Here is a 23,270-nt window from a genome sequence, read left to right on the forward strand (position 1 = left end):
TCCCTCAGTTGGCCGAACTAGCCGAACGGAAGGCCTCGAGCGAATCCCAGACCCGTTTGAAATCCTCATCCGCAGATGTTTGTTCCGCGATGACCTCGTCGAAGGCGGCTTTGAGCGAGGCAAGGACTTCGGGGGAGAAACTGCGGAACTCTACGCCTTCCGCTTCAAATGCGCTCAGCGCTTCCGCATTCATCGACACGGTGGACATGATAGATGTCAAGTTCACTGCACGGCAGCTAGCCTCAATCAACGCTTTGCTTTCTTCGGTCAAGCTGTCCCATTTGGCCATGTTGACGATCAACTCGTTCATCGCTGCCGGCTGGTGCCAGCCGTTCGGATAGTAGTATTTCCCAACTTGCTGCATGCCCAGAAGGGTGTCGATGGCGGGCATCGAAAACTCGGTCCCGTCAATGATCCCCTTTTCCAGGGATGGGTAGATGTCGCCCGCTGGCAGCAACACGACCGAAGCCCCGGCCTTGGCAATCGCTTCGCCTGCCAGACCGGCAAAGCGCAGTTTCTTGCCCTGCAAATCCTCAACAGTGTTTATCTCGAAATTGTACCAGCCGCCTGCTTCAGAGGTCATCAAACCACAGGGAATGGTTTTGACACCTTGCTTGGCATAGATATCTTCCCAGATTTCACGCCCGCCGCCCTCATAGATCCAGGCCGCATGTTCGACGGGATCCAATCCGAAGGGAATGCCACCAAACAACTGCACCGCTGGAAAACGACCGGCCACATAAAGCGGCGATGTGATCCCGGCGTCCAGAGACCCCTGCTGTACCGCATCGAAAATCTGCAAAGAGGGTACAAGCTTGCCCGCGCTATACACAGTCACATCAAGTTCGCCACCGGACGCCGCGTTAAGACTTTCCCCCAGATATTCAGCGTTGGCACCGCTGGCTGGAAGGTTCAGCGGCCATGCGCTCTGAATATCAAGTTTGTCTTGTGCATAGGCAGCACTGGTGGCGAGGGAAAACAGCAGAACCGCAGCAGTAGCGGTGCATGTAGATTTCAGATGATTTAGCATTTTCGATCCCCATATGAGTCAAAAAGTGCCTGATCAGATGAGCGCCAGGCCAAGTTTGATCTGCCTACGAAACGCGATTGACCTGTCCCTCTTCAATGGGGCGTGGGGTATTGCGTGATACTTTGAAACACGGGCGAGATCCAAACCGGGTCCGTGCGTTTTAAAAGAGAGTATTAGCCAAGACCCCGATCGTCATCGACAGGTTGCATGGGTCGCTGCATGGTCGAGGAAACACACTCTTGGATTTTAGGAGCGTTTGCGTGTCAAAAATTGATAAAGTTGAGGTTGTCGTCCTCGATATCCCGACGATCCGTGGGCATGTCTTATCGATGGCAACCATGCGGATGCAAACGGCTGTTCTGGTACGTGTGCTCTTTTCCGACGGTTCCGAGGGTTTGGGTGAAGGGACAACAATCGGTGGCATTTCTTATTGCCCCGAAAGCCCCGAAAGCATCGCATCGGTCATTGAGACTTATATCGCACCTGCTTTGGAGGGGCGCGACGGCGATCGCGTGAACGAGGCCATCCAGCTTATTGCAAGAACGGTAAAAGGCAATTTCATCGCCAAATCCGCCGTCGAAGGCGCGCTTTGGGACGGCCTGGGCAAACGGCTGGGCGTGCCGGTTTCGCAGTTGTTCGGCGGCGTTGTGCGCAGCAGTCTTCCCGCAGCTTGGACGTTGGCATCAGGCAATTCGGACACTGATATTGCCGAAGCTCATGAGATGATCGAGACCGGTCGTCACAACATTTTCAAGCTGAAGATCGGTAAACGCTCGGTACGCGACGACGTTGCCCATGTCGCACGAATCAAGAATGCTGTCGGCGACGACGTGAGCATACGTGTCGATATCAACCAGGCGTGGAACCTTCAGGAGGCCCGATGGGGGCTGAAAGGTCTTCAGGACGCGGGCTGCGAGCTTGTCGAGCAGCCGGTCGAGGCGCGCTACGTTCGAGACATGGCGGAATTGACCGCCGGGTACGAGATTGCCGTGATGGCCGACGAGGTTCTCAACGGTCCCGAAGATGCGCTGCGGGTTGTTGCGGCTCGTTCGGCGGATGTGCTTGCCGTCAAGGTGGCGCAATCAGGCGGACTGAAACGCGCATCAGAGGTCATCGCGATTGGAGAGGCGGCGGGACTGGGGCTTTATGCCGGCACCATGCTTGAGACCGGGCTGAGTACGGCCGCTGCGCTTCAGCTGTTCTCAACCGTGGACAAGCTTAGCTGGGGCACTGAACTGTTCGGACCGCTCTTGCTGGTCGAAGACATTCTAGCTGAGCCGCTGATCTACGAGGATTACCAAGTCAAAGTCCCATCCGGCCCCGGCTTTGGTGTGGCGTTAGATCCCGACAAGATCGAGAAATTCCGCCGTGACGGGTCCAAATTCACCCGTGCAGTGAACAGGGCCTGATATCACGGCATCTTGCGTGACACGGATTGAGCAATCCGAATGAAATTCTGGATATGAAGGCCCTGTTCATCCAGTCGGTAGTTGACTGATAGGGAGGTGTGGCCAAGCACGGGCTCGATCTGATGATAGCGCAGCCCGTTACGCTGCGAGGTGCCAACGGATTTGGGTACGATACAAATACCCTCGCCAATCGCCACGAGGCTCAACGCGGTTTGCAAGTCCATCGTCCAGACCCGGCGCGACGTATTAATGCCCTGTTGCTCGCAGAAGTCGAGCACTACATCCGCATAGCTTGGTCGGGGAAACTCCGGATAAAGGATAAGGTTTGGCTCGCCAAGCGATGACAGGTCCAGTTTCTTGCCGGAGTCTAGCGGGTGAGTGTCCGGAACCGCCGCGATCAGGGGCTCTTCTATAAGCGGGCGGGTCACGAATTCGCTGTCTTTCAGAGCGGGTCGCGCAAAAGCGATATCCAGCTCGCGCGAAACCAAGGCCCGGTGCAACCCGGCATTATTCATCGGGATCAGGCTCAGGTTTACCTGAGGGTAATTGGCGCGATAGGATTTGATGATATTCGGCAAAATCCCGTAGGTGGCAGAACCGACGAAGCCAATCCGCAACCGACCTTCAGCCCCTTGACCGAGACGGCGCACCTCTAAGTGGGTGTCTTCCAGCTGGGTCAGGATGGATTTGCTGCGCTCCAACAACCGCTCGCCTGCCTGGGTTAGGGTAATCGCACTGCGCCCCCGATTGAACAATATCGCCCCAATATCCGTTTCGAGCTGTTTGATCTGTCGGCTCAGTGGCGGCTGCGCAATGTCCAGCCGCTCTGCGGCACGGCCAAAATGCAATTCCTCTGCAACAGCAAGAAAATAGGTAAGTTGTTTGATGCTCAGCATTTCATACCCCTAGCCTTTGGTATGTCAGTTCAGAAGACAAAAAAAGGCCTCCGGAAGGGTCCCGGAGGCCAGTTTGGGGAGGAATAGAATGAGTCACTCGGCTGCGATTGCGCGCTCATCAGCTTGCAGCACGAAATCATATTCGAGGTGCAGGTCCGTACCCAAGCCTTCCGGCGCGGGCTTGAACTTGCCAATCAGACTTTCTTTGACAGCAAAGACGCTGTCATTTTCCAGCCAATCGCTGTCTGCATCGTAGATCTGGCTGATCAGCGGGCGAAAGCCATCTTTGGAGATGATAAAATGCATGTGGCCGGGACGGTTTGGGTGATGGCCCATAAAGTGCAACAGCTCGCCAGCGGTTTCATCTTCGGGGATCGGGTATGGCACGGGGCGCACGGCAACGAAGGCATAATGCCCGTTTTCATCAGTCTCAAACCGGCCACGCAGGTTGTATTCCGGCTGATCGGGGTCGAGGTTTTCGTAGATGCCATTGGGCGCGTCTTCCCAGACATCCATTGTCACACCGGCGATACCATTGCCGTCTTCATCCCGGATATAGCCCTCGTAATAGGCGGTTTCTTCGTTGTCGTAATGCTTCTGGATTGTGGAGGCACCTTTGGGCAGAACGGGTGGGTTTTCTCGGTAGAAGGGGCCAAGCACGGTGGATTCGCTTGCATTGCCTTCGACCGGGTTGGTCATCATATCGACGAGCACTTCGGCGCCGATGATATCGGCCAGCAGGATGAATTCCTGGCGGTTTTCGTTGCAAAGCTTGCCGGCGCGTTCCAGATAGCTGCACGCTTCTAGAAATTCGCTGTGCTGCAACTTCACATCTTTGATGAAGCCATGCATGTGCTTGATAAGCGATGTCATGATTTCGCGCTGACGATCAGTGATGTCGCCGTGTTTGCCGAGGCTCTCGGTGACCACGTCAGTGATGTTGTCCTCGTTTACGATGCCCATGGATCTCTCCTCTTGGCCTAGGGTCATGGAATGTCTTGTATATGATTTCATCATCCTCAAACGTGGCGCTTTCCCAATACCCGCGCTGATATGGAATGATACCTCGCGAGGCCAATGTGGCTAAGGTGGACATCAGGTCGAGAATTTGACCGCTTCTTCAAAGCGTGTGCCCGTACCAAGTATTGGGCGATACCCTCATAAGCATCGCGCCATTGCGAAAGAGTGTGACATCCCTAGCCAAGTTCTAACCGCAGGGTCCGCAATGATTCAGATTTTCACACAGCTCCAGCGGGGTCTTGATCAGAAGCCACATATCACCCGTCTCGGTCGTCTGTTCTCCGAAACCGTCCTGATCGAAGTGGATGGCGACGAATACTACCTGGTGTTCGAGAAAGGACGCATCGTGTCCGTCACAGAAGGCCCCAGCCGCAAGACCCCATGGCGCTTTGCGCTTAGAACGGATGCGGAGGCCTTGGAAAAGTTCTGGCAGCCCATCCCCGAACCTGGCTTTCACGACATCTTTGGTCTGGTCAAGATCGGGCGCGGACGGATTGATGGCGATATCCTGAGCTTGGTCAAAAATCTAAGGTTTTTCAAAGAGGTGCTGGCCCTGCCATGCGCGAAGCCGTATGAGCATTGAACCGATTATTGGCCGTTATGTGACAGTTGCAATTGGCGGCATTGAGCAACGCATCTACTTTGAAGAGGCCGGTGAGGGCCGTCCCGTTCTGTGCCTACACACCGCTGGGGCGGACACCCGTCAGTGGCGCCATCTTCTGAATGATGCAGAGATCACCAAGGTGAACCACCTTGTTGCCTTCGACATGCCCTGGCACGGCAAATCGCTACCGCCAGAGGGGTTTGAAACCCAGGAATACCTGCTGACGACGGATGCTTATATTGAGACGGTTCTGGCCGTGATCGAGGCGCTGAAGCTGGATCGTCCGGTCCTGGCCGGGTGCTCCATGGGCGGACGCATTGCTTTGCAACTCGCAGCGCTTCATGCTGATCGGTTCAGCGGGTTTGTTGCCATCGAGGCCTCGGACTTTCAACCGGCGTGGTATGACATTGACTGGTTCCACCGCCCCGACGCCCATGGCGGTGAAATGGGCGCGGCGCTGGTCTCGGCCAATATCTCGCCCTACGCGCCCAGTTCCGAGCGTTGGAACACGTTGTGGATGTTCATGCAAAGCGGTCCGGGTGTGTTCCGGGGGGATCTAAGCTTCTACACCAAAGACGACAGCCTGATCCGGCGGCTGTGCCAGATCGACACGACCAAGACACCGGTGCATATCATTGTCGGTGCCTACGACCTGACCTGCACGCCGGAGGATGCCAAGCGGACGGCCAGCGCGATCGACGGCGCGACACTGGCCGTAATGGAAGAGGTGGGCCATTTCCCGATGAGCGAACATCCTGAGGGCTTCCGACCGTTCTTCGTCGCAGCATTGGAGAAAATGCCGAAGACCGAGGCCACCTAACCCATGATCAAGCCCTGCATCATCTGTGTTGCCATCACCGGCTCTCTGCCCCGTAAATCCGACAACCCTGCAGTGCCGATATCGATTCTCGAACAAGTCGAGAGCACCCACGAGGCGTTCGAAGCCGGGGCGAGTATCGTCCATGCCCATGTGCGAAATAAGAATGAGTCGCCCAGCTCCGACCCCGAGAAATTCAGCCAGCTTCTGGAAGGCATCAGGAAGCATTGCCCCGGCATGATTGTGCAATTTTCCACCGGCGGACGCTCCGGCGCGGGGACTGATCGCGGCGGAATGCTGCCTTTGCGTCCCGACATGGCTTCGCTCTCGGTTAGTTCAAACAATTTTCCAACACGGGTTTATGAGAACCCACCAGATCTGGTGGATTGGCTCGCCTCGGAAATGCGAACGTATGACGTCAAACCGGAGATCGAGGCCTTTGACCTGAGCCATATCTTCCAAGCCAAGGCCATGGCAGAACGGGGTGCGCTTTTGGGAACGCCCTACATCCAGTTCGTCATGGGCGTGAAAAACGCCATGCCGGTCGACCGGGAGGTGTTTGATTTCTATATCAAGACCGTTCGCCGCCTGTTCGGCGAGGATGCGCCTTGGTGCGCCGCAGGGATTGGTCGACACCAGTACGAGGTGAACGAATGGGCGGTTTCTAGCGGCGGCCACGCGCGCACCGGACTCGAGGACAATGTGCGCCTCGACAAGACCACACTCGCGCCGTCGAACGCGGCGCTGGTTCAGCTCGTGGTAGACCTGTGCGAGAAGAACAATCGTCCGGTTGCGACGCCGGAAGAGGCGCGGGCGATGCTGGGCCTGTAAATGGCAATCTCAAGAGATGGAGGTGCGTGATATGAATCGAGCCCGTTCCAAAAGTGACCAGGAGAAGACGTTCCAAGAACTTTACTATGTCACGGAGACGGGTTTTCATCGCTGATTGTTCCGGGACATCAAGTTGCTCATCTACATCTCCAAGATGCTGTGGATGTGGTCGGTCGTCGGGGGACGCGTCCGACGCGATTTCGGATAAGAAGCAGATGGTGCGTGGGGAGCGCAAAGGGTACGTCGATTTTGACATATACATCCCCCTATTTCGCCAAAACGCGAGGATGTGGCATCTGCGTGCAGGTCTGTCCCTTCTCCGAACCGGGACGCGGGGGCAGCCTGTCCGAGATGCTCCTGAAAAAGCGTGAAAAGAAGAATGGTTGATAGAATCGGGATCGGCTGCTGCATCGCTTGCCATCCTGCAAACTTTCTGCGGCTTTCCCTGAAAGCGACTTCGCTGTTGGTATGTTCAGCCAAAACCTCGGAGCCAAAACCTCAACGGAACGGCATGTCACCATGCCCGTCCGTACTGAATGTAGAAATAGTCACGAAAATACATAGGATCCGCTTTCATGGAACTTGTCCCGCAGCCGCAGTATTATGAGTTAGACGCCTTTTCGCATGATCTACGTGGAATATGCGGTGAGTTCGAGGTTGTCTCTCGCGCATATTCGTCGCGCCTCGCGGGTCATTTGTCCGTTTGTAAGAGTGGTGACCTGGATATCGCGCGTGTGGGGATTGACGCAGACCGCGTTCAGCGTAGCGCGCGCCACATTGTGCAGGACCCCGGCGATCACTTTTTCCTGATCCTGCAATATAAGGGCAAAGCGGGAATTCTCCAAAACGATACAGAGAATTGGCTCACACCCGGCGACATGTGTATTGTCGATTCCACCGAGCCGTCAGCATTCGCATTCAATGACGGGTATAGCGCCCAAGTTTCGGTCCATCTGCCGCGCGCTGAGATGAACCACCGGTTTGGCCGTCGCATTGCGGGCGGTATTGGCATCGGCAGGGACGATCCTTTGGGCTTAGCGATGCGGTCTATCCTCGCCAAATTGGTTATGGAGGATACGATTGCTGAAAGCCATGTACGTGAGGCGTTTTTCGGCGTTTTGGGCGCATATCTGACCGATCGTGCTCAAGGGCAACGCAGCCTTAATCCTGATCGGGAACTGGTACGTCGCAGCCTTGCGTTAATGAGCGAAAACTTTCGGAACCCTGAATTTACGTCCGCGGCCCTCGCAGATTTGGCAGGGGTCTCGTTGCGACGCCTGCAACGGGCCTTCCGTCTCATTGATGAAACACCCCACAGCCGATTGCAAATGATCCGTACCGAACACGCCTATGAGGCGATTTGTGCACGCACAAGAATGGGCCGACCAGCAACGGTCGCAGCAATTGCCTATGACAGCGGCTTCAATGATCTCTCCACCTTCTACCGCAGCTTCAAGGCGCGCTATAGCAGTTCGCCCAAGGCCGCGTTGGACGCCATGCAAGATAATGTGCACTAGGCACAGACCATCGCGTCGAGACGTCTCCTGCAATGTTTTGTGACGCCAGATGCAAGGACCACCCCTCCAAACATTCGTAGGCTTCTCCCGAACGAATTGAGAGCTGTGCTCATGTTCTCATGCAGGAGGAAACGCAACGTGTCGAAACTTCATTCTATGACAATCGGCGGTCAGCCCTATGCGACCGCAAAGACCTTCGAGGTTACCAACCCGTCAACGGGCGATGTTGTCGGTCTTGCACCGAATGCAACAAAAGCCGATTTGGATAGCGCCGTCGCGTCCGCCGAAAGGGCCTTTCAAACCTGGTCAAAAACCTCCGAGGACGATCGCGCCGCTGCGTTGCAGGTTGTCGCAGCTAAGCTGGAGGATCATGCCGATGAGCTTGCCAAACTCATCACGCAGGAACAGGGCAAGCCGCTCAACGGTGTCGGGTCGCGGTTCGAGATGGGCGGCGTTGGCGCCTGGACCGAATACGCCGCGTCGATCTCGCTCCCGATGAAGGTCTTGCAGGACAACAACGAAGGCAAGGTCGAGATGTACCGCAAGCCTCTTGGTGTTGTCGGATCGATAACGCCCTGGAACTGGCCTGTTCTGATTGCGACGTGGCATGTGATGCCCGCGATCCGCACCGGCAACACTGTCGTCATCAAACCATCGCCCTTCACGCCACTTTCTACCCTGCGCATGGTGGAGTTGATGAATGAAGTGCTGCCGGCCGGTGTGATCAATGTGGTCACATCCGACGACACGCTCGAAAACATCGGCAGCGCGATGTCTGCGCATCCCGACATTCGCAAAATCGTCTTCACCGGGTCTTGCGCCACTGGCCAGAAGGTCATGATGTCCTCGGCCGAGACCATGAAGAGGCTGACGCTTGAAATGGGCGGCAACGACGCCGGTATCGTTTTGCCCGATGTCGACGCGGAAGCGATTGCCGAAGGTCTTTTCTGGGGCGGCTTCATCAACATGGGCCAGACCTGCGCAGCCATGAAGCGGCTCTATGTTCACGAGGATGTCTATGATGATGTCTGCGCAGCCTTGGTGAACTACACCAAGAATATCCCCATGGGTGACGGCATGGACGAAGGTTCGATCATGGGACCAATCGCTAACCAGATGCAGTTCGACAAGGTAAAGCGTCTGGTTGATGGTGCCAAAACGAAGGGTGAGGTGCTGTTGGGGGGTGAGCCCGGCGATGGCCTCTTCTTCCCCGCCACGATCATTGTCGGGTTATCGAACGATGATCCGCTGGTGGCCGAAGAACAGTTCGGGCCAGCTCTGCCGATCATTAAGTACACTAACATCGAAGATGCTATCGCACAGGCCAACGCCTCTGAGAACGGTTTGGGCGGTTCGGTCTGGTCAAACGATATCGAAAAGGCCAAGGAGATCGCCAGCCGCATGGAGTGCGGGTCTGTTTGGATCAATAGCCATGGCATGATCCAGCCCAACGTGCCGTTTGGTGGTGTGAAGAAGTCAGGCCTTGGCGTCGGATTCGGCGAGGAGGGGCTTCAGGAATACACCGATATCCAGGTGATCTTCAGTTAGCAAAAACTAGACAGGCCCGCTTGTTCGGCGGGTCCCAAATGAGTTTCATCGCAGGGTCCGAGTCTCCAGGCGATGAGAGGGAGACAAAAATGACTGACAAGAAATCCAAGCCGACACGCCGACAGTTTTTGAGAAACACTGCAGTTGCTTCGGGTGTCCTCACGCTCGGCGGTGGCCTTTTCGGAGCATCCGTCAATCCAGCGCACGCCCAGGACGCTAGCTATGACTACATTATATGTGGTGCTGGCTCGGCCGGATGTGTTCTGGCGAACCGGCTTTCCGCCGATGGCGCGTCGGTTTTGCTGATTGAAGCGGGCGGTCCGGACAATTCCGAAGCCATCTCGACGCCCCTGCGCCTCATTGAATTGTGGCAATCAGAGTTTGATTGGGGTTATGTGACCGAGCCTCAGAAGCATGCCAACGGCAATCAGGTCTATTGGCCGCGCGGCAAAACACTGGGTGGTTCTAGTTCTTTGAACGGAATGATCTACGTGCGCGGCCACGCGTCTGACTATGACCGATGGGCTTATCACGGAAATCCGGGTTGGGATTACGACAGTGTCCTGCCGTACTTCAAGAAGTCCGAAGACTTTGATCGCGGAGAAAACGAATATCACGGGTCCGGGGGGTTGTTGCACGTCACTACGAAATATGAACCGCACCCCACGACGAAGCGCATCGTCGAAGCCTGCGCAGAGGCCGGTATTCCTTTCAACGAGGATAACAATGGCGCCGACAGCGAAGGCTCCGGCTACACGCAGCTCAACACCAAGGACGGCAAGCGCCATTCGACCGCTGTTGCCTTCCTGCGACCGGCATTGGAGCGCGCGAACCTGACCCTGATCACGAATGCTCGGGTCAAGAACGTTGTGGTGGACGGTACGACGGCGACCGGCGTCACCTATATTCAGGACGGTGCCGAAGTGACCGTGTCTTCAAATAAGGAGGTCATTCTGTCCGGCGGCACCCTGGAGTCGCCCAAGATCCTCATGCTTTCGGGGATCGGAGAGGCCGCACAGCTGGCAGAGCATGGGATCGACGTGCGTGTTGACCTGCCGGGTGTGGGTAAGAACCTCCATGATCACACGCTTGTTCCAATGATCTATGAGGGATCGGTTGCGCTTGAGCCGCCCTCTGACCCGTCGCTGCAGCCCTTGCATGGTCAGGCGTTCATTCGATCACATCCGGATCTTCTGGCACCCGACATCCAGCCGCTGTTCTTCCACGTGCCGACCTACACACCGGCGATGGAGCAGGTGACGCCGAATGCCTATACGCTGAACGCTGCGGGTGTGAACCCGACAAGCCGGGGCGAGTTGCGCATCACCGGGCCGAGCGTCGATGACCCGCTGTTCATCGATCCGAACCTGCTTGAGACCGACTATGACGTAGAAATTCTTGTCGAAAGCATGAAGATCAATCGCAAGATCGCGGCGCAGCCAAAGCTTGCTGAGATTACCGCGCGTGAAATCTATCCTGGCCCCGATGTTCAGACAGATGAGGAGCTAGCCGATTACGCGAAAACCAATCTTCTCTCGTATCACCATCAGGTCGGCACCTGTAAGATGGGGCACGACGAAATGGCGGTGGTTGACCATGAGTTGAGGGTTCACGGAGTGGAAGGACTACGCGTTGTCGATGCGTCGATCATGCCAACGGTGACAACGGGCAACACCAATGCGCCCACGATCATGATAGCCGAAAAAGCTTCGGACATGATCCTTTCAGGTTGATCCACGACAGGCAGAGCGCGACTACCCGGTTCGCGCTCTGCGCCTTTCTCATGGGCGGCGACGAACATATGCACCACCAAAATGCTTGATGTTTGGGTCAGTATCGAGTGACCTGGCGCGCTGATCAAATTCGAATAGGGTGCATCAAGTCAAAGGTGCCCGACGTTCCACACGAGGTGTGTCGAACATCAGACAGCTTTGATCGTAGCGTCAAGAACCAGATATCACAGCCTCACTACGACATTTCCAATGGTGGACTTATCGTCAACGGCATCATGCGCTTGTGCAATTTGCTCCAGTGGAAAGTGTGCGTGTATAGGCGCTTTGATTTGACCAGCATCCAGCATGCGTGACAGATCGGCTGTCGCCATATCCAGCCTCTCACGCGGCAACATGAAGACAATGAAGAAGCCGATCCTCAACTGTTGGATGACCGAAGCGACCATCGGAAATTCACCCGTAAAGGCATCCGATCCATAGACGGCCACAAATCCACCATTCTTGATCAAGCCGGGTAGAAGGGTCGCATTTGCACCTAGATTGACTTCGATGATGTGATCAACGCCGGTGTCATCTGTGACCTCACGGACCCGCTCGATCACGTCGCCCTCCTTGTAGTTGATCACGTGATCCGCACCTGCTTCCAAGGCAGCCTTGGCTTTATCGGGCGAACTGACAGTAGCAATCACGGTCGCCCCTTTTTGCTTAGCGATCTGGATCGCATAATTACCGACTGCGCCCGCGCCGCCTTGCACCAGCAGGGTCTTCCCGGCGACCGGGCCGTCCATCGTCACAGCATGATATGCGGTCAGCAGCGGCACCCCGAAGGTGGCGCCAGCTTCAAATGAAATGTCGTCAGGCAGAACAATCGCGTTTTCGGCCGGTGCGACCACATATTCGGCCGCTGTGCCATCTGCGCCGCCCCATTGCACCGAGTGCAGCCAAACACGCTCGCCCACGCGTAGCTCCGACACACCCGACCCTACGGCTTCGATCACGCCTGCGCCATCATGATGTGGCATAACGTGGGTCCACTCGCCCTGAATCGGGAAAATCCCGGCACGGGTCTTGGTGTCCGTTGGGTTGACCCCAGACGCGTGCATTTTGACCAGCACTTGACCAGCGGCTGGTGCAGGCTTGTTCCATTCAATGATTTTTAGAACCTCCGCTGCCGGACCTGTTTGATGATAAATCGCAGCTTTCATTTGTCTTCCTTTCTTACGTTCTCATGCGGCACGATGGACCGGTCCGAGCAAGCGCTTTTCCGCACTTGCCCGCGCCATATTTCGAACCAACTCGGTGTTGGTTAGGTGCGGGCCGGCTTTGGCACGCTGATCGGGCAGTCGATGAAGTAGGTCCAGCCGCCGTTTTCAAGTTGCTTCACAACCTCGGTGGACACGCCGCCGCCAAGCGTATTGCCATCCCGGTCTTCGATCGTCCATTCGCCTTGCAGGATGGCCGTGTCGCCATTGACCATCTCCCCCGACACGGCGCCCTTCAAGTTGACACGGTTGGCAACGAAATCCTTAAAGATTTCGCGCACGCCCGCATGACCTTCCATCGGTGCACCGTCCGGATCCATCGCGACGCGGCAATCCGGATGGAACATGGAAACGACACCGTCCATGTCTCCGTCCTTGATGAATTCTGCGACGCGCTCAACGATCTGATGCGGGCGCTCGGCGATTTTACGTTTCGTGATAGTGCTCATGATTCTTGTCCTCAAAATTGCCGGATTGATTATGCGAACGTGGCGGGGGTAACGTCCGGTGGGGTATTGTCGATGTCGAAGAGCAACTTCCACTCCCCTGCGTCGTTGCGGCGATAGGCCAGCAACACACGCCCGGTCAGATGTGCATCCTCAGGCGGGGTCACACCGGCTGGCGGCTCGAAGTAATACGCCCCCAAAAGCAGCGCCATATTTCCCTCGATAAACGCTGCTTCTTCCTTGTGATGAAGCGTCCCCGCAATGGCTTGGAAGGCATGCTCATACCAGGGCTTGATCTGGTCTACACCGCGCATCAGGGAAGCGCCTGCATTTGCATAGATGCTTTCTGCGTCGTAGAGAGTGAACATTCTGTCGAGGTCTTTGGCATTAAACGCCGCAAGCCATGTGTCCAAGTTGGCGCGAACCTTATCGATCTCAGCGTTGTCGAGCATGCAGTTTCCTTTTTTCGATGTGATGCGAGATCGGAAGTGTCCGAGTCCCGCCGGTTGAGCGACTCATTTAGATGTGTCAGAAAACTAGGTAGCAACGCATATAACGGCCTTCTACATGCAAGAATGTGCGCTACTTACATATGTGTTAGTGATTTAAAGGATCGAGAATGATGACGATGCCATTCGATTTGGATCTGACCGTTGAAGAATGCCCCGTTGAAGTCGCAGTTGCGATGATCGGGGGGAAGTGGAAACCGGTTCTTCTCTTCCATCTCATGATGGGCGCAAAACGCTACTCTGAGCTGAAAAAGCTGGTGCCTCGCGCCTCGGATCGGATGTTGACGAGGTCTTTGCGGGAGTTGGAAGGAGATCGGCTCGTGAACCGTGATGTCTTTCCTGAAGTGCCTGTCCGTGTCGAATACTCGCTTACAACCGATGGCGAGACCCTTTATCCGATCTTGGCCGCAATGAGCCGCTGGGGCACCAACCGACAGAAAAGATAGCTCGTGTGCCTGGCAAACCAGTCGTTCACACCCTGCCAAAAACAGTAGGTTTGTTTTGCGTGTGAGACGTAGGTGCTGGATGGCTGGTCAGGGTCAGACATGCTTGACGTTTGGGTCAAAATTGAATGATGCGAAAGGCCTGTTTCTTGCGTTTTGGCTGCCAATTGAGTCAAAGGTCCATAACGTTCCACATCCATGATAGGCTCGAGGCCGAACAAGCTTGAGTAGAACCGTTGGACCTCGGCGACTGCGTCAGTCGCGATGTCCAATACTATGTGCTTCACGACCATTGAAAGCTCTCCCGGAAATCTAAAACTCTTCACCGAATTGCTAAGACTGTCAGGACCTTCACATGGAGTGAGTTCACAAACATTTGCATCGCAAATGCTTGAGAAGATACGTCTCTTGAATACATGTTCGCCGCCAGGACACCCATGCGCAAACACGCAACCCTTCGCTTGCGTTGTTGCAAGACTGTTTCTGTTGCTTCGCTTAGAGTTTTTGAAGGGCCGCATCACGGAGCCAAACGCGCGCGAATATGAACCCGACGATCAGGGTCATCCCAACATGCCCTACAAAGGAGGACTGCGTGTAAGCGCCGAACCCCATCATGAAATTGCGTCCCATAAGCGGCGCGAGGATACCTTGGGCCATGAACCAAAGTGCGACGCCGGTCACGACACCGGCGAGCACAAACCGTTGGTTAAGTACGCGTGCAATGATGTATACCGCCACCGGAAATACGACAGCCCCTATGAAGGCGTGCACACTAAAGCCTTGGACATATGACAGCTCGACCGACAGAAACCTCTGGAACAGCCCCATCACAAGATTTGCTGGCTCCAGCGTCTCACCAAAAATGATCGGCGAAATCAGCCACGCGTATAGCTCGAAAAGACCTTCAGCCAACAATCCCGCGAACAGGATGACTGGAAAAATTGATCGAAAGGCACTGCTTCGCATGAATCGCTCGCTTCTGTTTGAGATGGGATCGAAGGTGCTATTCTGTGGGAAAGGCCACTAGACTTACCTCAGCCTCAGATAGCCTTTCCCGATAGCGATTAGACTTCCAGCGGTGCTCCGCGACGTTCCCAAAGAAGCGAGTGGAACACTTCGTCGACGGGCGTTTCAGCCATGTGGTTGATGTAGTTCGACATGGTCTTCTGCGCGAGGCCGAGCACCACGTCGAGCACGGCGCGGTGGCCATATCCCGCAGCAAAAAACGCATCTATCTGCGCCTTGGATACATTCCCGCGCGTACGCACGACCTGCAGCGTGAACGTGCGCAGCGCTTCCAGTTTTCCGGTCGGCAGCGGCGTCTCATTGCGCAGCGCATCGGTGATCTCATCCGATACTTTCATCATCTTGGCGATGCCTGTGTGGGCCGGCACACAATAATGGCATTCATGCTCCACATTGATGGTCTGCCAGACCACGGTCAGCTCCTCGGCATCGAAGTCCGTCTCCGTAAACAGCTTGTGCAAAAGCTGATACCCTTCAAAGGCCTGCGGGCTTTCAGCCAGCACCTTGTGAAGGCCCGGCAACCGGCCAAAGGCCTTCTGAGAATTCTCAAGCAGGGCTTTTGAGCCTTCCGGCGCTGTTTCCAGATCATGGGACGGGAAAGTCATGGCGTGGTCTCCTTCATATGTGTGCTTTGATGCAGATTTAGGGTTTTTTGAGCAGTCACTCAAGTATATAATTGAGTGACTGCTCAAAAATATGTGACCTCATGCCCCGCAGACCGACATATGACCGAGACGATCTGATCGACCGCGCCCGTGACCTGTTTTGGCGGCAGGGTTGGGCGGGGACCTCTTTGAAGGATCTCGAGAGCGAATTGCAGATGAAACCTGGTAGCTTCTATGCCGCGTTCGGCTCCAAGGAGGGACTTTTTGCACTGGCGCTCGAAAGATATCTGCGGGACGGGACTGCCCGTCTGGCAGCGTTGGCATCAGAGGTTGGGGCGCTGAAGGCGCTGGAGAGTTTTCCGAAGCGGGTCATTGAGTCCGTCGATGCTCCGTCCAAGGCCTGCATGCTGTCAAAGACATTCCTCGAACTACAAGGCCATAGACATCCGCTCGCGCAAAAAGCCGATGCATATTTGTCAGAGATGGAAAAGTCTTTTGCCGACCTTTTCGCACAGGCGCAGTCGGACGGAGATATAGACCCATCCTACGACCCTCACTTGCTGGCACAAAAGTATCAATCCGATCTCCTCGGGTTACGCGCATCCGCCGAACGAAGCACGATCAATGCCATCGGCATCGCTGACGAAATAGCCGCAAGCATTGCAAGGCTTGGCCAAGCGATACCTCTGCAATAACCCGCGAACTCTTGGCAAAACTGGCTTTGGTACTCTTTGAGGCAATTCTTGAAATCGGTCGTCCGTGCATCGCGCAGCATGTGAAAGTATGGGCTCTTCGATAGCTTTCGCGGCGTGATGAACGAATGGCAGCAACTAGATCAAGGCGGCGAAAACGGTCCTTTCCGCCGGTGACAGAAACGGTTGAGTTTTGGCACGTTTTGATGAAGGCGCGCAGTGCGCGAGTACCTTCGGTCCAGAGCAGAAGAGGAGTTTAGGCACGTTTCGCTCGCAAGTAATTACCGTCGCCGTCCTTTTCGATCTCGCCCTTCGCCTCAAGCTCGTCCAAGTAAGTCATGACGTTTGTGCCATCCGGAAAATTCGATCGTTGCAAGGTAAAACTGTGCTCGATTACATACCAGCCAACCGGCTCCTTCCGACTGATTAAGTCCACCAGACGTCGGCTAATCTCCTCACGTATCTCGATCATTCAAAATGCTCCCACGTGTCTGTGTAGTAGAGAACTGGGTTGTCATTAATGTCAGCGTCGGAAAGCCCAAAGTCCTCAAGTGTGGCGGTTTGGGCATTGTTCCAGAGTTCTTAGCTTGGGTCTACACCATCAGGGACGCCCAAGGCTCTACAGCGCTCCAATTCTCGTATTTCGTGCGTGTAACACCGCAGATCATAATCTGTAAGGGTCAGGTCACCGGCGACGATCCGCTCCAGCCGCTCGACCATCATTTGGTTTGGCGGAAATTCGGCGTACCGGCTGATATGGGGCCGGACTGGACGACCGACCAGATCTGTCAGATGACCGCCTTTGAGCCCAAAAGTGTCGAATGCTTCGGCTCGAATGAAAGTCAGCTTTTGATAACTTTGAACAGGTTTGTAATTCTCGCACCTAATCCAACGCGTGTCCTGAGTGCATTGGGAGGTATCCGATACACTTGCAAATCGTAGACAGTTTCATCCGTCTCTCCCTGTCGCCCCTCGAATGGTAAAAAGGCATCCGACGGAATGAACCACTTTGGTTTGGCATCGTTGGCAGTGAGATCGGCTTCAAGCGCTTTGTACAGGATTTGTTTGCGACCAGCATCGAAAGCTATCTCTTGTTTGGATTTCTTCCAAAGCGATGCCAGAAGGTTCATGAACTCTTCGTCCCCGCAATCGAAGTCGGAAAAGCTTACCTGCCCGTCCTGAATGAACGGATGATAATTAGCGAGTTTGCAGGCCTTGGAGTAGTGGCCTTCCAGAACATCCGCGAACGCTATGAGATACGCGGCCAAGATTGTTGACCCATCAACAGGCGCGGCCTTCAAAATCCGTTTGAGTTCATAAGGGTCAAGATGTGAAAGGGGGGAATGAAATACGGCCACATGACGGGTATCGATGCTTGCGTCGATCAAATACTGAACTGTGTCTTCATCGTGCACGACGGTGTATTGGTCTGTGACCGCGCGGTGACTGATCGCCCACCAGTCGCGTTGTCGTGTATGACCATTTCGGGAACGTGCAAGTTCTATCTCTTCCTGCAGAGCTTTACGCGCTTCAGGAGAATTCGTGCGCGCCGCATAATCAAAAAAGTTCATCGGTCGTCCACTTCGTCGGAAGTATAAATTTTAGATTACCAGATAACTTCTGGCATGCAGCAACCCGAAACCGTCTTTCCAAGAGATGGCCTCCTTGCCAAACGGTTCCTCGCGACACCAAACCTGAGGTGATTGGAACAGAATGCGCATGTAGACATGCTGATGGAAAGAGGACAGTTTTCAACTGAATGCGAATGGCAGTAAAGTCCCGAAACTGTCAGTTTAGGGGCACTTGAAGTAGGCGGCCGCAGCGAACGACCGGTTTGACGGGCCGCGCCGCAGCATCTTGACGACTAGTGAAAGGTCCGGTTTGGGCCGTCTTTGATGCTGCGGCTTCCCCATCCGGATTGTCTTAAGACTGCGCGATCTGTGAATGGAGGCAGTACATAGTCAACCGTCCATGTTTGGCTATATGACCATAGGCGGAAACTGCGACGGCAGACACGCCAATGGAACGCAGTGGACGGCTTTGCCGGACGAGCGGCCAGCTAGCCACTCAGCAACTTTCGCAATTAATGTCTCCGCCCGTTGGGATGGACGACAATAGCGCCTCTATGGACAAGACATCGTTCCAAGCGATCAAGCAGGAGATGCCGATACGACCTCGTTCATAAAACACAAACCAACGAACCAACCACGAAATGCGCGCTGCGTTCGCCACATGGCGCGTCTCGACAGCGCGATCAGAATATCTAACAGAAAGAACCATACATGAAGAGACTTTTGATCCTGGCCGTTCTGGGGCTTTGCGCCTGCGAAACTCCCGCAGAGAAATCCGCCCGTAGTCAGCTTGATGCGGCTTGTGTTGAAGGAAACTTGCAAGCTTGCAGGGCTGTCCAAGAAAGGGTCGCAGCAGAAAACCAAGCACTCGCGACTACAGTCTCCGGGCTTTGAACATAGCGGCTGATACCTTCCAAACAGGTATTGGCCAAACAAAAGGACCTTATTTGATCGAAAATTGGTTGGGCAGCTGTGGTGATGAAAGGTCTCTCTTTCTGCTGCCCAGCCCTTGCTTTGAAACTGTCCTTGTTCGGCATCAAAGAGATATTCGGCGATGGCTGTCCACGCCGTCCCGGCGCTCAACGAGCGGGATTGCGGTTTCGTCAAGCACAAGGCACATCACCTTTTGAATAAAGAAGGCTAAACGGGCGCCGAATGACACTGGACACCTCCATCAGCATCATTACGACTGCCATTTGTCTGTTTTGCGGGCATCTTTTGCTGCTTAGGAGACGAGACACTGGCGTATATCTTCCCTTGGCATTGTTGTTCCTGTTCCAAGGGGTCTCAACCGGTGTCGCCACGATGGCCGAGGAGTATGATCCCAACGGCATGGGCATCCTTTTCCGTATCAGCATCCTTGTAGGTGGCTTGGAAACAACCCTTCCGTTCCTTCTTTGGGTCTATGTGCGGGCGCTGACAACGGAAGGCCAACCCGGACGGATCCCGAAACTGCGGTACCACGTGATCGCGATCATCTGTGTTGTGATGCTCTTCTGGTCCCTCCTGTTGCTTCCAGACGAATTTGACGCCGTAGAGCTGCAAGATGATGACCCGCGGGCGTTGGGATTTGTTGTTATTGCGCTGGCGGTTCTGCTTGCCGATTTTGTGTTCAGGGCGATGATAGCAACCTACATTTACCTGATCATCCGGCGGCTACTGGCCTATCGCACCCGTCTAAAGGATGTGTTTGCCAGCACCGAAAATCGAGAACTGACTTGGATATGGGTGATCTTGATCTGCATGGTGGTCTACTTCTGCGTGAGTATCGCCTTTACCGTATCGATTGTGTCAGGTTTCGTTGCAGAAGAGGCCCATGGCACATGGTTGCCGACCCTGAACGCTTTCGCGCTGCTTGGTCTATTCTGGGCCCTCGGCGTTTGGGGTTTGCGGCAGCGTCCTGGTATGACACGCCAATCCGTCGTGGCCACCCCGGAGCCCGACAACCCCAAGCCGCGAAAATATGAGAAATCCGCGCTTGATGACGATCGGCTGCAACGCATTGCTCGCAAGGTTGAGGCCGCAATGGCCAAAGATATCCTCTACCGTGACCCCAACTTGTCACTTTGGGATTTGGCAAAGCACATTGGCGTCACGTCTCACTATGTGTCTCAAGCGCTGAACACTCATCTGAACAAGAGTTTCTTCGATCTTGTGAATGGGTGGCGGATCAAGGATGCAATCGAACAGTTGAACGCGACAGACGAGACCATCTTGGCGATCGCCTACGACGTCGGCTTCAACTCCCGCTCTGCATTTTACAAAGCGTTCAAGCGCGAGACAGGGCAAACCCCGTCTGATCTGAGAAAATAGCGTGTCTGTGTCTGTTGGCACCGCTGAATGTCATAGACGTGAGTATACGCAATCCACCCAAGCCGATGGGATATCCAACCTCGTTCGGTGGCCTCTTCCCATGGGCAGCCCGTGGTTGTTCATCACGACTGCACTCTGAGGAGATGTCGAAGTATTTCACGGCTATGGACCTTCATTGCTGTAGAAATGTGGCGATTCAATTCCAATTGCAGCACGGTCGCGCGACCGCGACCTCGAAACTGGAAGGACGCCTGGCGCGCGAGGCCGATATTCGTGACGCCTTTCATCTGGCACCACCGGGAGAGGCGCGGGGTCCGGATGGCGATCTTCTGGCCTTCTGGCGTGCGGCAGCGCGCCTCCAGGCAGGCGGGACGGGTGAGATCGCTGATCTGGTTGGCGCGGATTTCGCGGGGGAGTTGGGCGACTGGCTGGCTGCCGGGCATGAACGTGCGCGGACCCATGGACCGCTGGCTGGCTGCGTTGCTGTCCTGCGGGCCGTTCTCGAGACCGACGACCGGGCGGAGCGGGTCGCCTGTCTGCTGTCGGATGTCGTTCTGGCGCGGGCTCTGAACTGGAAAACTGTGCTGCCGGTTTCGGCTCGGCGGCTGACCAAATCGATGCTGCGCGATCTGGCTGCGAAGGGGCAGGGGGCTGAGCTACTAGTCCAGATGCGGATTCTAGAGTCCATTGCAGAGACGATCCGATTGGCACGAGACTTGGCCAGCCGCGCGGAGGCCCTTCGCGCCATCGCCCCAAGACTGCGCGCGAAAGGATCGGACGCGGCCGTCGCACTATTCCTGTCTGAGGATGCCGTGGCGCCCTCAACGATGCTGTCCCCAATGATCCAAGGGACGAGTTATCCGATGACCGACCGGGCGGCACGGCGGTTCTGCGATAGGTTGGTCGAGCTTGGTGTGGCGCGGGAACTGACCGGACGCTCGACGTTCCGGCTTTATGGGATCGCATCATGACTGTCGCTGCCAAGAAGCGGAAGCTGACAGACGAGAGTGGAGCCGTCTTTGACCGGGAGCTCAACGATCTGCCACAGGAGCTGCGCTGGCGCGAATGGATGGGGCGGACCGAAGCGGTGCTCTTTGCCAGTGCGTCGCCGGTCAGCCGCGAAGACCTCGCGCGTGTGGTGGGGCAGGGGGCCTCGGTCGAGATGCTGATCGAAGATATCCAGGCCGAGTTGAGCGGAAGACCTTACGAGCTGGTTCAGGTGGCAGGCGGCTGGATGTTCAGAACCCGAACGCAGTTTGCCGATGCCATCAAAGCCGCCGCGGCTCTCGGCGACCAGTCTCTTGCCTTCACTGAGATGGAGATGGGCGTGCTTTGCGCCATCGCCTATCACCAGCCCATCGACCGGGCTGGGCTGAAGGACATCTTCGGCAAAGACGTGAGCCGCGATCTCTTGGCCCGCTTGCGCTACAAGGACCTGATCGCCAGCGGCCCGCGATCGCCGCGAGTGGGCGCGCCGCATACCTTCGTGACAACCGAGACGTTCCTGATGACCTTCGATCTGCAGAGCTTACGGGATTTGCCTGAGATGGATTTGACTGTTGGTTGTCTGAAATAGAATGTCAGGACTCAGAATTTTTGAGTACACTCAATTCCAAACCCATGAGCGCGCTGAACTGCCGTTCATCCAATCTAAAACACGCTGCAATGCTATCCGTCGTACTTGCGGTTCACTGCCAACCCACCGTCGAGTTGATGTCAGTGGACAAAATTGGACAAAGCGAAATCTAGGGATTCCGGTTCGACTTTCTTCAGAGGGCATCCACCAGCTTCTTTGCAGTTTCTATCACGGCTTCGAGTTTCTCTGGGTTCAGAGCGAGATAGCCGCCACCAGTCGGGATTGCCCATTTGATCGCTGTGTCTACGATCAGATCGCCTTTATTCAGGCACCATGCAAGTCCCATCTTCAATGCTTTGACTAATTCATGGATGGCCTTTTGCAGGCGTGTTGGGTCAGGATCGTCACTGGCCATTTCGAGTTTGATCTCTTCCAGTGGCTGCCAAACAATGACCAATTCCTGCGCGATTGGTACATTCTCAACTGGCTCTGGCGGCATATTGCCACCAATTCCGTGGCGGTTTACAGTTGCTCGCCTTAGGTCCTCCTCAAGCTCTTCGATGCGCTTTTCTAGGTCGAGCGTGGTTTGAATGTTCTCGATTTCCTTGGCGACGGCTTCAGATCCGGCCCGCCAAGTTGGGTCTTTGATCAGAACCACCCGACGCTGCAAATCCCAATCGAGCGGCTCGCCGTCCAAAAAGCTTTGATACCATGCGCGCCAGAACGACCAGCGTTTCTCCTCACCAAAGTAGTGTAGCAGAGCGAGACTATTCTCACGGCCGTGAGCAAAATGTCTTAAGCTTCGATGCTCATCTTTCTCCGCTTCGATCCATGCAGCGAAGGTGGCTCTGGCGGGATGGCCTGCTAGAATATCGAAACTTGCTTCAAACGCAATTCTTGCGAACGTGGTGCTATCTAGCGGAGGTGAGAATCGACTACCCGTCATGGACGCCAATAAGAATGCTAGAGAATCTCCTACCCCGAAGAACAATCGATTTTTCGCTTCTGCATAGAGCTCGGAGCGCTCCAACGCGTTCAGTTCTTTGCCTAAGTGAGTATCGCTTTGGGGGGCGGACGCGTGGTCGTGTTCGAGTGCAGCTGGCAAGTCCTGGGCACAATAGTGTGCGGCACTGAGCAGTTCTGCTTTCCTGTCAGGTTCTGCCAAGATGGCCGCCGCCGTAACCTGCGAGCGTAGAATTGACAGTAGGGTGTGATGTGCAAGTCGAAGGTCTTTGCTAGCCGCTTCGGCCCGGTAAGGTCCAGAGAGTACGAATGCGGCAAAGATGTGCTCCCAAGTAAGCCGGAGCTGACCAAGATGCTGCATGTCCCATTCTTCGTCCACCATCTACCACCACTCGAGTATCCTTAGATCTCTTTCATAATGGACGAGCCGTCGTTATTCCGCAATTTTCCTATCGTTGC

At 55.3% G+C, this 23,270-nt stretch carries 24 protein-coding genes; 12 read left to right on the plus strand and 12 right to left on the minus strand.

From position 1 onward, the window contains the following. Nucleotides 1-4 precede the first annotated feature (4 nt). A complete protein-coding gene (locus Q1A20_RS21780; protein ID WP_299409935.1) occupies nt 5-1,030 on the minus strand; it encodes a TRAP transporter substrate-binding protein in 1,026 nt (341 codons plus the stop codon). A gap of 260 nt (nt 1,031-1,290) precedes the next feature. On the opposite strand from Q1A20_RS21780, the gene Q1A20_RS21785 reads away from it, so the two are divergent. Then, nucleotides 1,291-2,439 carry a muconate cycloisomerase family protein gene (locus Q1A20_RS21785; protein ID WP_299409936.1) on the plus strand — a complete coding sequence of 383 codons (1,149 nt, stop codon included), beginning with the start codon at nt 1,291-1,293 and terminating at the stop codon, nt 2,437-2,439. Between the two features lie 2 nt (nt 2,440-2,441). Here Q1A20_RS21785 and Q1A20_RS21790 read toward each other — a convergent pair whose 3' ends face one another. Both Q1A20_RS21790 and Q1A20_RS21795 read right to left on the minus strand, forming a co-directional pair. Then, nucleotides 2,442-3,335 carry a LysR family transcriptional regulator gene (locus Q1A20_RS21790; protein WP_299409938.1) on the minus strand — a complete coding sequence of 298 codons (894 nt, stop codon included), beginning with the start codon at nt 3,333-3,335 and terminating at the stop codon, nt 2,442-2,444. A gap of 93 nt (nt 3,336-3,428) precedes the next feature. Then, entirely contained in the window at nt 3,429-4,298 is an 870-nt protein-coding gene (locus Q1A20_RS21795) for a dioxygenase (protein WP_299409939.1), read from the minus strand. A gap of 262 nt (nt 4,299-4,560) precedes the next feature. On the opposite strand from Q1A20_RS21795, the gene Q1A20_RS21800 reads away from it, so the two are divergent. The 6 genes from Q1A20_RS21800 (at nt 4,561) to Q1A20_RS21825 (ending at nt 11,405) form a co-directional block, all read left to right on the plus strand. Then, the gene (locus Q1A20_RS21800; protein WP_299409941.1) at nt 4,561-4,938 is read left to right on the plus strand and encodes a hypothetical protein; all 378 of its coding nucleotides are present in this window, start codon (nt 4,561-4,563) and stop codon (nt 4,936-4,938) included. Further along, entirely contained in the window at nt 4,928-5,779 is an 852-nt protein-coding gene (locus Q1A20_RS21805; protein WP_299409942.1) for an alpha/beta hydrolase, read from the plus strand. Before Q1A20_RS21800 ends, Q1A20_RS21805 begins: the two co-directional genes overlap by 11 nt. 3 nt (nt 5,780-5,782) lie before the next feature. Then, nucleotides 5,783-6,607, plus strand: coding sequence for a 3-keto-5-aminohexanoate cleavage protein (locus Q1A20_RS21810; RefSeq protein WP_299409943.1), 825 nt, complete (start codon nt 5,783-5,785; stop codon nt 6,605-6,607). A gap of 575 nt (nt 6,608-7,182) precedes the next feature. Beyond that, nucleotides 7,183-8,124 (plus strand): helix-turn-helix domain-containing protein, encoded by a 942-nt coding sequence (locus Q1A20_RS21815; protein WP_299918705.1) that lies wholly within the window; start codon nt 7,183-7,185, stop codon nt 8,122-8,124. 138 nt (nt 8,125-8,262) lie between these two features. Beyond that, the gene (locus tag Q1A20_RS21820) at nt 8,263-9,672 is read left to right on the plus strand and encodes an aldehyde dehydrogenase family protein (RefSeq protein WP_299918707.1); all 1,410 of its coding nucleotides are present in this window, start codon (nt 8,263-8,265) and stop codon (nt 9,670-9,672) included. Nucleotides 9,673-9,761: 89 nt separating this feature from the next. Continuing rightward, complete coding sequence (locus tag Q1A20_RS21825) at nt 9,762-11,405, plus strand: GMC family oxidoreductase (RefSeq protein WP_299918709.1); 1,644 nt, start codon at nt 9,762-9,764, stop codon at nt 11,403-11,405. A gap of 224 nt (nt 11,406-11,629) precedes the next feature. Here the strand turns inward: Q1A20_RS21825 and Q1A20_RS21830 are convergent, their stop codons facing one another. The 3 genes from Q1A20_RS21830 to Q1A20_RS21840 form a co-directional block, all read right to left on the minus strand. Continuing rightward, nucleotides 11,630-12,610 (minus strand): NADPH:quinone reductase, encoded by a 981-nt coding sequence (locus tag Q1A20_RS21830; RefSeq protein WP_299918711.1) that lies wholly within the window; start codon nt 12,608-12,610, stop codon nt 11,630-11,632. Nucleotides 12,611-12,711: 101 nt separating this feature from the next. Continuing rightward, a complete protein-coding gene (locus Q1A20_RS21835) occupies nt 12,712-13,116 on the minus strand; it encodes a nuclear transport factor 2 family protein (protein ID WP_299918713.1) in 405 nt (134 codons plus the stop codon). A 29-nt stretch (nt 13,117-13,145) separates the two neighbouring features. Continuing rightward, nucleotides 13,146-13,565: a nuclear transport factor 2 family protein gene (locus Q1A20_RS21840; protein WP_299409952.1), complete on the minus strand. Its 420-nt coding sequence runs from the start codon at nt 13,563-13,565 to the stop codon at nt 13,146-13,148. 167 nt (nt 13,566-13,732) lie between these two features. Here Q1A20_RS21840 and Q1A20_RS21845 point away from each other — a divergent pair, with 167 nt between their 5' ends. After that, nucleotides 13,733-14,068 (plus strand): helix-turn-helix domain-containing protein, encoded by a 336-nt coding sequence (locus tag Q1A20_RS21845; RefSeq protein WP_299918715.1) that lies wholly within the window; start codon nt 13,733-13,735, stop codon nt 14,066-14,068. 492 nt (nt 14,069-14,560) lie between these two features. Here Q1A20_RS21845 and Q1A20_RS21850 read toward each other — a convergent pair whose 3' ends face one another. Both Q1A20_RS21850 and Q1A20_RS21855 read right to left on the minus strand, forming a co-directional pair. Beyond that, nucleotides 14,561-15,031 (minus strand): hypothetical protein, encoded by a 471-nt coding sequence (locus tag Q1A20_RS21850; protein ID WP_299918717.1) that lies wholly within the window; start codon nt 15,029-15,031, stop codon nt 14,561-14,563. 98 nt (nt 15,032-15,129) lie between these two features. After that, entirely contained in the window at nt 15,130-15,696 is a 567-nt protein-coding gene (locus Q1A20_RS21855; protein ID WP_299409957.1) for a carboxymuconolactone decarboxylase family protein, read from the minus strand. Nucleotides 15,697-15,797: 101 nt separating this feature from the next. Here Q1A20_RS21855 and Q1A20_RS21860 point away from each other — a divergent pair, with 101 nt between their 5' ends. Then, on the plus strand, nt 15,798-16,391 hold the full coding sequence (locus tag Q1A20_RS21860) for a TetR/AcrR family transcriptional regulator (RefSeq protein WP_299409958.1): 594 nt from the start codon (nt 15,798-15,800) through the stop codon (nt 16,389-16,391). A 253-nt stretch (nt 16,392-16,644) separates the two neighbouring features. On the opposite strand, the gene Q1A20_RS21865 is transcribed toward Q1A20_RS21860, so the two are convergent. From Q1A20_RS21865 to Q1A20_RS21875, 3 genes are all read right to left on the minus strand, one after another. Beyond that, complete coding sequence (locus Q1A20_RS21865) at nt 16,645-16,860, minus strand: hypothetical protein (RefSeq protein WP_299409960.1); 216 nt, start codon at nt 16,858-16,860, stop codon at nt 16,645-16,647. 370 nt (nt 16,861-17,230) lie between these two features. After that, the gene (locus Q1A20_RS21870; protein WP_299409962.1) at nt 17,231-17,959 is read right to left on the minus strand and encodes a hypothetical protein; all 729 of its coding nucleotides are present in this window, start codon (nt 17,957-17,959) and stop codon (nt 17,231-17,233) included. 579 nt (nt 17,960-18,538) lie between these two features. Further along, the gene (locus Q1A20_RS21875; protein ID WP_299918720.1) at nt 18,539-19,066 is read right to left on the minus strand and encodes a hypothetical protein; all 528 of its coding nucleotides are present in this window, start codon (nt 19,064-19,066) and stop codon (nt 18,539-18,541) included. Between the two features lie 48 nt (nt 19,067-19,114). Here Q1A20_RS21875 and Q1A20_RS21880 point away from each other — a divergent pair, with 48 nt between their 5' ends. The 3 genes from Q1A20_RS21880 to Q1A20_RS21890 all read left to right on the plus strand — a co-directional run bounded on the left by Q1A20_RS21880 (nt 19,115) and on the right by Q1A20_RS21890 (nt 21,848). Then, on the plus strand, nt 19,115-20,272 hold the full coding sequence (locus tag Q1A20_RS21880; protein WP_299409965.1) for a helix-turn-helix transcriptional regulator: 1,158 nt from the start codon (nt 19,115-19,117) through the stop codon (nt 20,270-20,272). 188 nt (nt 20,273-20,460) lie between these two features. Further along, nucleotides 20,461-21,243, plus strand: coding sequence for a DUF1403 family protein (locus Q1A20_RS21885; protein ID WP_299409967.1), 783 nt, complete (start codon nt 20,461-20,463; stop codon nt 21,241-21,243). Continuing rightward, nucleotides 21,240-21,848 carry an SMC-Scp complex subunit ScpB gene (locus Q1A20_RS21890; protein WP_299409968.1) on the plus strand — a complete coding sequence of 203 codons (609 nt, stop codon included), beginning with the start codon at nt 21,240-21,242 and terminating at the stop codon, nt 21,846-21,848. Before Q1A20_RS21885 ends, Q1A20_RS21890 begins: the two co-directional genes overlap by 4 nt. A 193-nt stretch (nt 21,849-22,041) precedes the next feature. Here Q1A20_RS21890 and Q1A20_RS21895 read toward each other — a convergent pair whose 3' ends face one another. Beyond that, entirely contained in the window at nt 22,042-23,193 is a 1,152-nt protein-coding gene (locus Q1A20_RS21895) for a hypothetical protein (protein WP_299409970.1), read from the minus strand. Nucleotides 23,194-23,270 lie beyond the last annotated feature (77 nt).

It is taken from the genome of uncultured Roseobacter sp., assembly GCF_947501835.1.
GTDB lineage: Bacteria > Pseudomonadota > Alphaproteobacteria > Rhodobacterales > Rhodobacteraceae > Roseobacter.